Genomic DNA, 13,416 nt, shown 5'->3' with positions numbered 1-13,416 from the left:
GGAGAAGGGGGCTCAGCGTTGCGGGGTGGAGGAAGGCGGGCCGAGGTCGAAGTCGGTGAAGTCGTTCAAGACGTCAGGGTAGCGGCGGTCCTGTTTGTAGATCTGGAGGATGCGGCCGTGTTCGTGGTCGCTGGTGGGGAAGATGCGCGGGGGTTCGCCGGGGAGGAAGATGGCGGTGCAGGCGCGGTGGCGGTCGATGAGGCGTCGGATGACGATCATGAGGCCGCGAGTAAACACGGTCGGTGGCGCAGCGCGAGCGCGCGGGCGAGAAACGCGCGGTGGAAAAAATATGGGCGCGTGCGGATGTGTGGGGCGCTAACGAAGCCGCACACGCGACTGGTGATCGTGGGGATCAGGGAGCGGCGGGGGCGGGCGGTTTGGAGGCGGCTTTCAGGGGGACGAGGACGACGGTGTGGGTTTCGCGTTTGCCGCCTAGGCGCAGGGTGATGGTGACGGGGATTTCTTCGCCGCTGACGCCGAGGAGGGAGACCATGGGGTCTGGCTGGCCGGATTCGCCGGCGGGGATGGTGATTTTTTCGGGGCGGACGGCGAAGTTACCGAGGTAGGATTTGCACTCGATGAATTCGAGTTCGGCGGGGGCGGCGGTGAGGTTGTACACGCGGAGGCGGAGGGCGACGGGGGGGAGCGTGCTGTTTCTCATACGGGGGATGAACATGCCTTCCTCTTCTTCCTCGGCGATTTCGCGGGCGGCTTCGTCGGAGTAGATGACGGTGGCGAAGGCGTTGTCGGTGGCGCGGCCCTTAAAGCCGGGTTTGACCATGCGGGGACGGAAGCCGCGGCCGAGGTTGGCTTCGACGAGGAATGCGCCGTCGAAGAAGTGGGTTTCGGCGCCCATGGTGGGGACCATGACTTTTTTCGCCTCGGCGATGCTGGCTTCGTCGGCCACGCGCTGGCTGGTGCAGGCGGTGAGGAAGAGCGCGGAGGTGGCGAGGAGCGTGAGTGAGAGGGGGCGGAGGCAGGCGATCATGAAACGGAAGAGTCAGGGTTGAGGAGAGTGGGGCGGCGAAAGGTGTGGGCGATGAGAGTGGGGTGAGAGGCGGGCTCAAGCCCAGTTGTAATTAAAGCTGATGCTGATGCGCTCGTCTTCGATGCGGTTGGAGGCGACTTCGTGGCGGAGCCAGCTTTCGAAGAGGATGACGTTACCGGCTTCGGCGGGGTAGGTGGTGTGGATGCGGTTTTCGTCGCGGACGGCGGGGATTTTTGGCGGGGCGGCCATGAAGCGGTCGAGGCGGGGGTCTTCGAATTTGAGGCCGGGGCAGCCTTTGGGGGTGCGGACGTAGTAGGTGCCGCTGATGAAAGCGAGGGGGTGAAGGTGGAGACTGTGGGCGGCGGTGGGCGGCATGATGTTGACCCAGCAGTCGGTCATGTGGATCTCGCGGCCACGGAGGTCCATGTCGAGGGACTTGGCGAAGGTGCGGACGTGGCGGGTGAGTTTTTTTTCCAGGTCGGTGAAGGTGGAGGAGAAGCGATGAAGGGTGTTCATCGTGGCGTAGCTGGTGTATCCGCCGGGGTAGTTCGTGGAGGACCATTTGCGGCCGGCGTCGTCGAATTCGCGGAGGCGGGCGCACTCGTCGGCGAGGTCGTCGTTGAGGCGGGGGAGGCCGGATTTCTGGAGTTTTTCGCAGTAGATCTGAGTGGCGAACCAGGAGCGGATAGGCATGGCGGCGAGGATGGGAGGTGAGCGCGGTCCGGGGGAAGCGGAAAAAATCGGGGCGGAGGTGTTATCTGCCAGCGATGTGCGCACGAAGCGGTTGCAGTGCGGAAGGGCGCGGGGCAATTTTTCGCGCATGAGCACTGCCCCCGCGTCTGGTGAGTTTTCGATCAAGCCGTCCAGTTCCGATTATGATGCGAGCGATGCGCGGTGGGTCGCGCAGGTGGAGACGTTGCTGGGGAGTTTGAAGGCGAATGTCGGAGAAGTGCGGAAGGAAGTGATGCCGGTGGCGGGGCAGAAAGGCGGGCTGGTGGACATCATCGTGGCGCTGGGGTCGGCGGGTGCGGTGACGGCGGCGGTGGAGGTTTTTCGCGCCTGGCTGGGGAGGGATGTGACGCGCACGCTGGAGATCGTGACGGTGGTGGATGGAGTGGAGAAGAAGATCACGATCAACGGGACGAATCTGAGCAAGGAGCTGGTGAGCGAGTCGTTGAAGGCGGCGTTGAAGAAGTGAGCGGAGGTTGCGATCGCCATGGGAAAAACGCGGTACAGGGCGCTGTTGATCGGGAATGCGCGGTTCGAGAAAGATCCGCATAATCTGCCGGCGTTAAAGGGGCCGCCGGAGGATTTGAAAATTTTGGAGCGGGCGCTGACGGCGGCGGAGACGGGCATCCATGAGGCGGCGGATGTGCGAACGCTGCTGGATGGGACGAAGCCGGAGCTGAGCGAGGCGATCGACGATTTTTTCCAGACGGCGGGGGCGAACGATCAGTTGTTGCTCTATTATTCGGGGCACGGGCGGCAGGACGCGTACAATAATCTGTATTTGTGCGCTCGTGACACGAGGACGGATAGGTTGAATTCGTCGGCGGTGGCGGATTCGGAGATCAGCCAGATGATCCGGAATTCGAGGGCGGCGCGGACGTTGATCGTGCTGGATTGCTGTCACAGCGGGAGTTTCAAGGGAGGCGGGATGCCGGAGGCGCTGGCGAATGCGGGCGGGCGGTTTTTGCTGACGAGCTGTCGCGATCAGCAGCTGGCGACGGATGCGGGGGAGACGGGCGGGGCGAGCGCGTTTACGAGTCATCTGGTGCAGGCGCTCATCGCGGGCGAAGTGGATGCGAACGAGGACGGGTACGTGACGCTGACGGAGGTTTATCATCACATCCTGCCGAAATTGAAGATCGCGACGCAGCAGATCCCGCAGCTGCATTTTGATAAGACAGTGGGCGATCCGCCGCTGGCGAAGGTGAAGGCGCGGGCGGGCGATCAAGGAAATGGTGGAGCGGGGGCGGGCGTGATGCCGGAGGCGGCGTCGCGGCCGGTACTGGGGGTGTCGGACAGCAAGATAGAGATCAGGGCGGTCCATTTGGGCGAGCAGCTGCCGGCGGTGATGATCGATGTATTTAACGAAGGGGGCGGGGAGCTGGAGTGGAGTGCGACGAGCGAGGATGGGTGGATGGCGATCCAGGCTGAGAAGCGGTTTTTCAAGGTGTTGTTCACTCCGCAGAAGGCGGGAGCGCATCGCGGGAGTATTTATGTGCGCGACGCGGGGCGCGGAGGGAGCCGGCGGATCAGTGTGTTTGTCGAGGTGCTGGAGCCGGTGGCGAAACCGGTGTTGGTGGTGGAGACGCAGGCGCTGGATTTTGGGCGTCTGCGGGTGGGCGCGCGTGGTGCGCCGCAGGTGATCCGGGTGGTGAATCGTGGGAGCGGGGAGCTGGCGATCCGGGCGCACAGCACGAATCCGGCGCTCAAGGTGACGGCGAACGATGACGCGGTGGCGGTGGAGCCGGACTTGAGCCATGCGGGTTCGCTGGCGGGGGAGATCGTGATCAACAGCGCGGGCGGGCGGGCGGTAGTGAAGGTGACGGGGGAGGCTGAGGCGGGGCCGTTACTCGTGGTGAAGCCGGGGAAGGTGCTGGATTTTGGCGAGGTGCCGGTGGATGCGTATGCGGTGCTGGTTGTGCGCGTGGAGAATGGCGGGAGCGATTACTTGGAATGGTCGTGCAGGACTGAGGGAGATTTTTTTGGCGTTCAGAATGGAGATGAGCCGAACACGATCAAAGTGAGTGTGGGCGGGCAGCGGCCGCCGGGGCCGTGCATCGGGAGCATTTTCATCAAGAGCAATGGTGGCGACGCGACGGTGAACGTGCGGGCGCTGTTCGTAGCCCCGGTGCAACCACCACTGCCGCCACCTCCTTTGCCGCCGCAGCTGGTGCCGTCGCTCGCGGGGTGGTGGCAGAATCCGAACGGGCGTATTTTGGTGAGCGGGCTGGCTCCGGTTTATCAATACGCGGATTACAATGTGTTCGGTGTGCAGATCGGCGGCGGGACGATTACGGTGAACGGGCCGCAGGTGTTTATGCAGGGGAGTTCGCTGCTGATTCCGTACACGGCGCAGCTGTTCATCCAAGGAATGATGATGAGCGGGACGGTGGCGTGTTTGGGGTCGCAGAATCCGGTGGTTTACACGCGGGGCTAGGCGAAAGCGCGCAAGGGTCGGGGATCGGAGCTTGAGGCGGGCGGCGGGCACAAAAAAGCCGCGCTCGGTGAGGAGCGCGGCGAAGCGATTGAGAGATTTTTGGGCCAGACTTAGACGGTCTTGGCGGCTTTCGCGGCCTTGCGGCGGCGGTGAGCGACAAGACCGAGGAGGGCGGCGGCGCCCATCAGGCCGTAGGTGGATGGCTCAGGAGTGGCGGGGAGATCGCCATCGGAAGGAGGGAAGAAGTCGCCCTGGCCTTTGTCCCAGCCGCCGTTGACGATGCATTCGCTGGTGGTGTCGACCCAGCGGCGGTTTCTGCCGGAACCAGTCCAGTAACCGCTAGCGGTGACTTGCGTCACGTCGCGCCAGTAAGCGGAGACGAAGTTATCGCCGAAGAAGTTTTTGTAGTTCGCCGCAGTGATGTCCTTGGTGGTGAAAGCAAATTCAAAGACGGCAATTTCGCCGTACTGAATGCCATACTCGACGTTGTCCAAACCAGCAGCGTCAGGTGAAGGAGTGTCCTTGGTGGAAACGCCGAACTCCTGGTTAAACTGGGTGGCGTGGGTGATGACGTAGGGGGCGTGCTCTTCCCAGCGGTCGGCGCTGTTGCCGTTGATCACATCGGTGGTCTTGTAGGAGGCGGCGCGGCCGGCATTCGTGGTCGTCCACTTGACGCTGGTATCAACGTTGCCGGTGGTGAGGCCGGTGAAGGGCGTATTGAAGCCGAAGCTGATCAGGGTGCCTTTGGTGCCACTGCCGTTCACCAGCGCGACGGTGTTGTCGACGGTGACGGTGAGCTTGTTGTTAGGCACATCGATCGCGAAGTTGAAGCGGGTCGTGACGCCACTGCCGTAGCTACCGGTGACGATTTGCGAATGGAGATAGATCTGCGCTTGGGCAATCGAGGTCACCGCGGCGAGCGCGAGACTGAAGAGGAGTGCAGTGCGTGAAGTTTTCATAGGTGTCCCTGAAGTGATACCAGAGATTATGCCAATGATTGGTTTTGTGCTATCAGGGAGACCCCTAACAGCCCCCCCGGTTTTCCCGATCAATATGCACGGGAGATGCAGAAAGAACTGCTTAATGAAATGCTGACAAGTTCAGATCGGGCAAAAACGTGTGAGGTCTTAGTGCTTGGCCACACAGATCTTATGCTAGGCGGCGAGACCGGCGGCGAGGGCGAGGGCGGACTTGGCGCGGTTCAAAATATAGAGGTGGTAGCCGGGGGCGCCTTGGACGAGGAGTTCGCGGATTTGGGTGAGCGCCCAGTCGAGGCCGACGGATTCGACGGCGTCGGTGTTTTCGCCGGCGGCTTCGAGGCGAGTGATGAGTTTGGCTGGGAGGGTGGCTCCGCACATCTGGGTGAATCGCTGGATTTGTTTCAGCGAGAGGACGGGCATGATGCCGGGTACGATGGGGACGGTGATGCCGCGGGCGTGGCATTTTTCGACGAAGCGGAGGTAAACGGCGTTGTCGAAGAAGAGCTGGGTGGTGACGAAGTCGCCGCCGGCGTCGATTTTTCGTTTCACGTTGTCGATGTCGGCTTCGAGGGAGGCGGCTTCGGGATGTTTTTCGGGGTAGCCGGCGACGCCGAGGCAGAAATCGGGGTGGCGGGTTTTGAGGAGGGCGGCGAGTTCGCTGGCGTAGCGGAGGCCGTCGGTTGTGGGGATGAAGGTATCAGCGCCTTTGGGCGGGTCGCCGCGGAGGGTCATGATGTTGCGGAAGCCGTTGTCGTGGATCTGGTCGGCGAGGGTGTGGAGTTCGTCGCGGGTGTGGCCGACGCAGGTGAGGTGGGGCATCACGGTGAAGCCGAAATCTGACTTGAGGAAGGCGCAGACCTGGGCGGTGCGTTCGCGGGTGCTGCCGCCGGCGCCGTAGGTGACGGAGACGAAATCGGGGGAGATGCGTTGGAGGGCTGCGGCGGTGGCTCGGAGGGCGGCGACGCCGGCGTCATCTTTGGGTGGGAAGAACTCGATGGAGCGGAGCGGGCGGTTTTGCGCGAAAAGCGAGACGATGGAGCGGTCGGGTTGCATGTCTGAATCAACGCATCTGGATTCGAAGATGTGTTGTAAAGGGTGGAGTTAGGGTGGGGCGGGGTGGAGCAGGCGAATGCAGGTGGAACCGGGGCGGGCTTAGGGGATGAGTTCGAAGGTGGGGATGATGGTGGGGATTTCTTTAGAGCCGTGGATAAAGGTGAAGGTGATCTCGGGGGCGCGGCGGGTGAGGGTGTCGAGGCGTTGGAGAGGCCAGGCGGAGATGGGTTCGCCGTTGATGCGGGCGACGAGATCGCCGCGCTTGATGCCGGCTTTTTCGGCGGGGGAGCCGGGGACGACGCCGGCGACGCGCCAGTAGGCGGGGGTTTTGGTGAAGCTGAGGCCGGTGCTGCGGCGGGTGCCGGGGGCGATGACGGCGGTGCTGTCGCGGAAGAAGGTGACGTTGTTGCGAGGGGGGTCGAAGGTGACGCAGAAGTGTTTGAGGACGTCGCCGCCGATGGAGGAGAGCTGGTCGGTGAGGTCGACGAGGGGGAGTTCGAGAGTGTAGGTGCCGATGGAGAGGGGCTGGCGGAGGCGGCCGATTTGTTGAGGGCGGTCGCCGGTGAGCGTGCCGACGGTGCCGCCGGGGCGGGGGCCGTAACTGAATTTTGGATGCAGGCCGAAGGGATTCAGGATAAGGGGGCCATCGCTGCCGGAGTCGATGAGGGTGGTGAAGGATTCGTCGCCCAGGGTGAGGGAGACGATGGGGGTGCGGCGCTCGTTGTTGAAGGGGATGCGGGAGCCGGGGAGCAGCGGGGTGGGGCCGGCGGTGGTGATGACGAGGCGGGATTGCGGGTAATCGAGGGAGAAGACGACGTCGCGGAAGAGGGGGAAGCCGAGGATGCCGTCGATCTTCATGCCGAAGTGGGCGGAGAGTTCGGTGAAGTCGTAGCTGAAAGCGGGGACGTTGAGGAAGCGGGCGTCGCCGAGCTGGAGGCGTTTGAGGTTGATGGCGGGCAGGGAGACGGTGCCGCCATCGGCTGAGCGGATGCGCACGGGAGGGTTGGTGGTGGCGGATTGCTGGAAGCCGTAGCGGCTGGCGAATTCGGGGGAGACGAGCGTGACGGAGGAACCTGTATCCACGAGGAAACGCCAGGGGCCGTTTTTATCCCAGCGGGTTTCTATGATGAAGTGGTTGCCGATGATCTGGGCGGGGATGACGACGAGGCGGGAGTCGAGTTTGGTGCGGCCGGGGCGGGATTCGCGGCGATAGAGGCGGCTGACGCTGGAGCAGCCGCTGAGAAAAAGAGCCGCGAGCAGCAGCCAGCTAATACCGAGACGGGCCGACGCGGGCAGGCGGCGGAGGCGGTCGGGCGGCGGGATGCGCGCTGAGGTCATCAATTATTTTGCTGGCTGGGGGAGGCGGCGGCTGAGGAGCCAGGCACTGAGGGCAAGCAGGGCGGCGAGGCTGTAGAGGATGTGGGCGCCGTGTTCGCGGTTGGTCCAGTAGAGGATGCCGGCGGCGATGGGGGTGATCGCACGGGAGAGAGAGCCGAGGGAACGGAAGATGCCGAGGACGCGGCCTTGTTCGCTGGCTCCGGCGTAGAGGGAGATGAGGCCGGTGGTGGAGGGGTTGACGAGGCCGCCGCCCAGGGCGAGGAGGGCAACGCCTAGATAGAGGACGGCGGTGACGGGGGCGAAGCCGATGGCCACGAGGCCGAGTGTGGAGAAGACGAGGCCGAGGGAAAGGACGCGGGTCTCGGGGAGGCGTTTGAGGAGTTTTCGGACGATCATTCCCTGAGTGATGATGGAGCAGATGCCGAGGAAGCCCATGAGCAGACCGTTTTCTTTGGCGGTGTAGCCGAAGCGTTCGGCGCTGAGGAAGACGAGCGATGCCTCCATGGCGACGAAGGCGATGGAGTAAGTGAAGGCGACGAGGTTGATTCCTCGGACGGCGGGGTTGTCGAGGGAGAGGATGGCGCGGAGGGGATTGAGGGGCCGGCGTTCGCCAGGGATGGCGCGGGCTTCGGGGGGGCGGGTTTCTTTGAAGCGGGCGGCGATCCAGACGAGGTTAACCAGGCCGAGGATGAAGGCGATGAGGGCGGGGGCGGAGAAGGGGTTGAGGCCGAGCGGGGCCAGGGATGGGATTATATCGACGAGGTTGATACGCGCGGAGAAGGCACCGATGAGCGGGCCGGTGACGAGGCCGAGGCCGAAGGCGGCGCCGACCAGGCCCATGGCTTTGGAGCGTTCCTCGCGGGTGGTGACGTCGGCGACGGCGGCGGTGGCGACGGAGAGGTTGCCGCCGAAAACGCCGGCGAGGAGGCGGGCGGCGAGGAAGAGCCAGAAGGAGCCGCTGAAGACCCAGAGCAAATAACTGAGGGCGGTGCCGGCGACGGTGAAGAGGAGTATGCCGCGACGACCGCGGCGGTCGGAGAGGCCACCCCAGATGGGGGCGAAGAAAAATTGGAGAATGGAGAACAGTGAGCTGACGATGCCGCCGAAGAGGACTTCGGGCAGGTGGGATTCGTTACCGAGGCTGCGGGAGAGTGCGTTGATGTGCTGGAGCAGCCAGCCGAGGGTGCCGCTGTTGCCATCGACCTCGAGGTAGTGGCGGAGCAGGTCGGGCCCGAGGGGGAAGATGATCGAGAACCCGATGAGATCGATGTAGAGCGTGAGAAAGATGACGCCGAGGGAGAGCGGGCGTCGGGCTTTCGGTGCGGCGGAAGAGTGGGCGTCGGAAGAGGATGACACGTTGGAAGCGGGCAGAAAAACGCGGCGGGCGCGTGACGCCAAGGAGCAAAGCGGCGGATGATTTACGAGGTGAAGGAGATGTTAGTTTCGCGCGCTGTAGGGGAATACATGAGGGGGCGCGTGCTCATTTACCCCGCTCATACAGGCGTGGAAGCTCTACAGTTATACGCTAAGAATTCAGGTAATTTCGGTTTCTGCTTTAGGAGAGATAGAAACGTCCCGCTCCTGTTTACCCCCTTTTGCTCAGCGCAAATAACAAGACCATGAAGCATCAAAACAACACATCACGTCTGGCGAAATTCGCCAAACTCGCCGGCCTTACCGCTGGTATTCTTGCAAGTGTCGGCACGATGAGTGCAGCCACTTTTGTCAACGGTGGCTTTGAAGATAACAATCTCGGTAGCTGGGAGCGCGGCTCTGGTTACTGGACTGGCGATCTCTCCATTCTTACCACCGCGAACTACTCGGTTGGTGGCTCAAATTACGATGCGAGCTACGACCAGAGTGCGATCGTCGGTCTTGGCACTGATGCTAATACCGGTGGTGCGTTGAGCACGGTTTACAGCGGCAACTATGCAGCTCGTGTGAACAACAGCGTGAATGACTACTCTGTCTCGCTGATCAAGCAGACGGTCACGAACTACACCGATCAGTATATTTTCTTCGCATGGGCTGCCGTGCTCGAAGACTCCCATGGTACGACGGATTCGGACAACTTCCGCCTGACGCTGAAGAACGACACCACGGGCAACATCCTCTACGATGTGACCTACAACTCGGCCAACACGCCGGCTGGTCTTTTCAACTCGTTCGGTTCCTGGAACTGGACTCCCTGGCAGGTGCAGCAGCTCGATGTCTCCGCTTATGCTGGTGACACGTTCACGCTGAGCTTGCTCGCTTCTGACTGCCCCTACGGCGGCCATGCGGGTTACGTTTACCTCGATGGTTTCGGCGCAGTGCGTCCTCCGCAGGATGCAGGTGGCGCAGTTCCAGAGCCATCGACCTACGGTCTGATGGGTGCGGCGGCCCTCCTCGGCGCGGTTGTTTATCGCCGTCGTTCGAAGAAGCAGGCTGCGCAGGTCTGATTTCTGTCATTGTTCTTAGTGTGGAAACCCACGGGGCCTTTGGGCTCCGTGGGTTTTTGTTTTCAGGGGGCTTGTGGAGCGGGCGGGTGAGAGGAGGAGTGCGTCGAGCGGGCGGGGTGTATCCGGGGATTGGAGCGCAGCTGCGCGGTGGGGGCACCGCGCAGCCATCGAAAAGGAACGCTAAGTCTCGTCCGATGCTCAGGAGAGCATGGACTGGATTTGTTCGCGGAGGGTATCGAGAGTGAAGGGCTTTTGGATGAAGCCGAGTTCGCCGGTGCCGCCGAGGCTGGCGATGACTTCTCGGCGGTTGTAGCCGCTCATGAAGAGGACGCGCACGTCGGGTTTGATTTCGCGCAGGAGCTGGAGGGTTTCTTCGCCGCTGAGGCGGGGCATGGTCATGTCGAGGACGACGAGATCGAAGTCGTTCGGGTGGGCGCGGAAGAGGTCGATGCCTTCATAGCCGTCGCGGGCGAGCTCGGTTGCCATGCCGCAGGATTGGAGGAGGCTGGCGGTGACTTTGAGGACGTGGTCTTCGTCGTCGATGATGAGGGCGCGGCCTTGTTGTTTCCACGGGGTGGCGGTGGCACGGCGGACGGGCGTGGGATCGATGGGGACGGCGCTGGCGGCTGGGAAGAAGAGGGTGAATGTGGAGCCGCGACCGGGAGCGCTGCGGACTTTGAGGCCGCCGTGGTGGCTGCGGATGATGCCCTGAACGGCGGCGAGGCCGAGGCCGCGGCCGGCGAATTTGGTGGTGAAGAAGGGGTCGAAGATTTTGGAGACGGTGTCGGGTGTCATGCCGGCACCGGTGTCGGTGACTTCGAGTTGAAGGAAGTCGGCGGCGGGTTCGGGCGGGGTGAGGACGGAGCCTTCGAAGAAGCCGGCGGGCGGGCGGACGAGCGAGGTCGAGAGGGTGATGACGCCGTCGTGTTCGCCGAGGGATTCGGAGGCGTTGATGACGAGGTTCATCACGATCTGGCGCATCTGCGTGGGGTCGGCCATGGTGGCGGGCAGATCGGGCTGGAGCTGGAATTTGAGCGTGGCCTTTTTGCTGATGGAGGCCCGGAGGAGAGGGACAGTGCTTTCGACCAAGGGGCCGAGCTCGATGCGCTGGATGACGAAGCGGCCTTTGCCGGCGTAGGCGAGCATCTGCTGGCAGAGCTCGGCGGCGCGGAGGGAAGCGTTCTCGATGTGTTTGAGGTTCTGGTGGACGGGGGAGGTCTTGGGAAGCTCGAGGCCGGCGAGGTTGGCGTTACCGATGATGCCGGTGAGGAGGTTGTTGAAATCGTGGGCGATGCCGCCGGCGAGGACGCCGATGGATTCGAGTTTCTGGCCTTCGAGGAGGCGGCGTTCGACGATGAGTTTTTCGGACTCGGCGTCTTTGCGCTGGGTGATGTCGATGGCGAGACCTTCGATGAAGAGGAGGCGGCCGTCCTCGTTGTACACGCCCTGGCCGCGGTCGAGGACCCATTTGATGCGGCCGGTACGGTCCACGATGCGGTATTCGATTTCGTAGGACCGGCGTTTTTTGACGGCGGTGGCGATGGCGTTGCGGGCGCGTTCGCGGTCTTCGGGGTGGATGATCTCGTGGAGGGCGACGACTTTTTCGAGGAAGTCCCGGGCGCTGTGGCCGGTGAGGCCGAGGGCGCCGCGGCTGATATAAACAGGGACGAGCTGGCCGTCCTGGACCATGCGGAAGGCCATGCCGGGGAGCTGGCCGAGGATGGATTCGAGCTGACGGCGGTTTTCGCGGATCTCGGCTTCGGCGCGTTTGCGTTCGGAGATCTCGGTGGCGATGCCGCAGAGGCCGTGGACGCGGCCATCTTCGTCGATGATGGGGAATTTGTGGACGATGCTGGTGTGGGTGCCGGCGGCGGTGGCGAACGTGTCTTCAAGCTCGACGGGCTGGCCGGTGGAGATGACGCGGGCGTCGGACATTCGCATGCGGGCGGCGGTCTCGGGGGGGAAGACGTCGAAGTCGCTGCGGCCGAGAAAGTCTTCGCGTTGGCGGGCGTGGAGTTCGGCGTAGCGGCGGTTGACGGAGAGGTAGCGGCCTTCGGGGTCTTTGACGAAGATGGCGTTGGGGCTGTTCTCCATGAGGCCGTGGAGTTGCTGCTGGCTGGAGCGGAGGAGGTTTTCGGCTTCTTCGCGGCGCTGGATGTCTTCTTCGAGGAGGGCCTGGGTCTGGCGGAGTTCGGCGGTGCGGGCGTGGACTTCTTTTTCGACGAGGGCGGCGCGGCGGACGGCGCCGCGGATGTAGGCGGCGCAGACGAGTGTGAAGAGGACGCCGCCGACGAGGATGATGGTGGGGAAGTTGGTGCGCTGGCGCTCGAACCAGCCGTCTTTGGCGCGGTGGAGGAGGAGCCAGACGCGGCCGCCGAGCTGAAGGGGGAGTTCGCGGTACCACGAACCGGCACGGAATTCGGCTTCGGTGAGGGCGCGTGTGGTGGCGGGGCCGTTATCGGCGGCCCAGTAGAACATCTGCCGGTCGCTGGCGGGCGTGCCGGGGGTGGCGTCGAGGAACATGACGTCGGCGATCTGGCCGGCGAAGTTTTTCCAGGATTCGCCGAAGAGGGTGCTGACGCGGAAGACGCCGACGACGAAGCCGGCGCAAGGGGCCGTGGCGGAAGCGGAGTTTTTCCCGGGGAAGACGGGGTAGATCATGAGCACGCTTTTCTCGCCGGTGAGGGCGGGGAGTTCGGCGACAGGCGTGACAACGAGGCGGCGGGTGTGGCGGGCGTTTTCGAAGTAGCGGGCGAGCGGGCTGGTGATGTAGTCGTAGCCGGAGAATGCGGCGGTGGCGGACGGCGCGGCGGGGCTGGCTTGGTTGAATTGAACCGGCAAATACGTCAGCGAATGGGATGCGGTGGCAGACGTGTCGGGGGCGGCGGGGCAGGGCACCCATTGGAGCGCGTGGAAGCCGGGGTGGCGCTCCATGGTGTCGCGCGCGATGAGCTGGAATTTATCTGCGTCGATCAGGTCGAGCGCGCCGGTGAGGTTGCGCAAGGAGTGGAGGCCCTCGACGTAGCCATCCATCGTCTCGCGGATGAGAATGTGGCGGGTGTCGGCGCGGCGTTTGACGTCTTCGCGGACGCGGAGGTCTTCGTTGCGGCGGGCTTCGAGGTAGAGCGCGTACGAGGCGGCGAGTCCCACGGCCACGAGCAACACCACGGAGAGGCGGCGGCGGAAGAGAACGCGGGAGAGCGAGGTGAGCAGCATCGGAACTATGCGGGAAGCGGGGAGGACAGGAGGCGGGGCGGGCGGTTCGGCGGAAAGTGGCGTAGCTAGTCAGTGGTTACATCGGACAGATTGAACGAAGTTCAACAAGCAGACGGATGGGGTCAGGGTGTGAATCGGAGCGTCAGGCGCAATCACGCGTTGGTGAGGGCCGCGCTAAAATGCGGAAGGCGGCACGAAGCGATTTCGCGCCGCCTTCCGGCGTGGTTTCGGTCA

General features: G+C 63.5%; 11 protein-coding genes. 3 read left to right on the top strand and 8 right to left on the bottom strand.

Annotation, left to right across the window (positions count from 1 at the left end; translation table 11 throughout):
• Window positions 1-12: 12 nt before the first annotated feature.
• The 3 genes from CMV30_RS04090 to CMV30_RS04080 all read right to left on the bottom strand — a co-directional run bounded on the left by CMV30_RS04090 (window position 13) and on the right by CMV30_RS04080 (window position 1,681).
• On the bottom strand, window positions 13-219 hold the full coding sequence (locus tag CMV30_RS04090; RefSeq protein WP_096054831.1) for a hypothetical protein: 207 nt from the start codon (window positions 217-219) through the stop codon (window positions 13-15).
• Between the two features lie 133 nt (window positions 220-352).
• The gene (locus tag CMV30_RS04085) at window positions 353-988 is read right to left on the bottom strand and encodes a hypothetical protein (protein WP_096054830.1); all 636 of its coding nucleotides are present in this window, start codon (window positions 986-988) and stop codon (window positions 353-355) included.
• Window positions 989-1,063: 75 nt separating this feature from the next.
• Complete coding sequence (locus CMV30_RS04080) at window positions 1,064-1,681, bottom strand: TIGR02466 family protein (RefSeq protein ID WP_096057609.1); 618 nt, start codon at window positions 1,679-1,681, stop codon at window positions 1,064-1,066.
• 127 nt (window positions 1,682-1,808) lie between these two features.
• Here CMV30_RS04080 and CMV30_RS19275 point away from each other — a divergent pair, with 127 nt between their 5' ends.
• Both CMV30_RS19275 and CMV30_RS20610 read left to right on the top strand, forming a co-directional pair.
• Entirely contained in the window at window positions 1,809-2,186 is a 378-nt protein-coding gene (locus tag CMV30_RS19275) for an effector-associated constant component EACC1 (RefSeq protein WP_138223114.1), read from the top strand.
• A gap of 18 nt (window positions 2,187-2,204) precedes the next feature.
• Window positions 2,205-4,154, top strand: a complete 1,950-nt coding sequence (locus tag CMV30_RS20610; RefSeq protein WP_096054828.1) for a caspase family protein — start codon at window positions 2,205-2,207, stop codon at window positions 4,152-4,154.
• A gap of 110 nt (window positions 4,155-4,264) precedes the next feature.
• Here CMV30_RS20610 and CMV30_RS04065 read toward each other — a convergent pair whose 3' ends face one another.
• The 4 genes from CMV30_RS04065 to CMV30_RS04050 all read right to left on the bottom strand — a co-directional run bounded on the left by CMV30_RS04065 (window position 4,265) and on the right by CMV30_RS04050 (window position 8,881).
• Window positions 4,265-5,113: a PEP-CTERM sorting domain-containing protein gene (locus CMV30_RS04065; protein ID WP_096054827.1), complete on the bottom strand. Its 849-nt coding sequence runs from the start codon at window positions 5,111-5,113 to the stop codon at window positions 4,265-4,267.
• Window positions 5,114-5,308: 195 nt separating this feature from the next.
• Window positions 5,309-6,187 carry a methylenetetrahydrofolate reductase [NAD(P)H] gene (metF, locus tag CMV30_RS04060; RefSeq protein WP_096054826.1) on the bottom strand — a complete coding sequence of 293 codons (879 nt, stop codon included), beginning with the start codon at window positions 6,185-6,187 and terminating at the stop codon, window positions 5,309-5,311.
• 99 nt (window positions 6,188-6,286) lie between these two features.
• On the bottom strand, window positions 6,287-7,525 hold the full coding sequence (locus CMV30_RS04055; RefSeq protein ID WP_096054825.1) for an aspartyl protease family protein: 1,239 nt from the start codon (window positions 7,523-7,525) through the stop codon (window positions 6,287-6,289).
• Window positions 7,526-7,528: 3 nt separating this feature from the next.
• Window positions 7,529-8,881, bottom strand: coding sequence for an MFS transporter (locus CMV30_RS04050; RefSeq protein WP_096057608.1), 1,353 nt, complete (start codon window positions 8,879-8,881; stop codon window positions 7,529-7,531).
• A 263-nt stretch (window positions 8,882-9,144) separates the two neighbouring features.
• On the opposite strand from CMV30_RS04050, the gene CMV30_RS04045 reads away from it, so the two are divergent.
• Window positions 9,145-9,966, top strand: a complete 822-nt coding sequence (locus CMV30_RS04045; protein ID WP_096054824.1) for a PEP-CTERM sorting domain-containing protein — start codon at window positions 9,145-9,147, stop codon at window positions 9,964-9,966.
• Between the two features lie 198 nt (window positions 9,967-10,164).
• Here CMV30_RS04045 and CMV30_RS04040 read toward each other — a convergent pair whose 3' ends face one another.
• On the bottom strand, window positions 10,165-13,182 hold the full coding sequence (locus CMV30_RS04040; protein WP_096054823.1) for a PAS domain-containing protein: 3,018 nt from the start codon (window positions 13,180-13,182) through the stop codon (window positions 10,165-10,167).
• Window positions 13,183-13,416: the final 234 nt, after the last annotated feature.

Source organism: Nibricoccus aquaticus (genome assembly GCF_002310495.1).
Taxonomy (GTDB): domain Bacteria; phylum Verrucomicrobiota; class Verrucomicrobiia; order Opitutales; family Opitutaceae; genus Nibricoccus; species Nibricoccus aquaticus.
The sequence above is the reverse complement of the archived record's forward strand: the minus strand, read 5'-3'. Positions and strand labels throughout refer to the sequence as shown.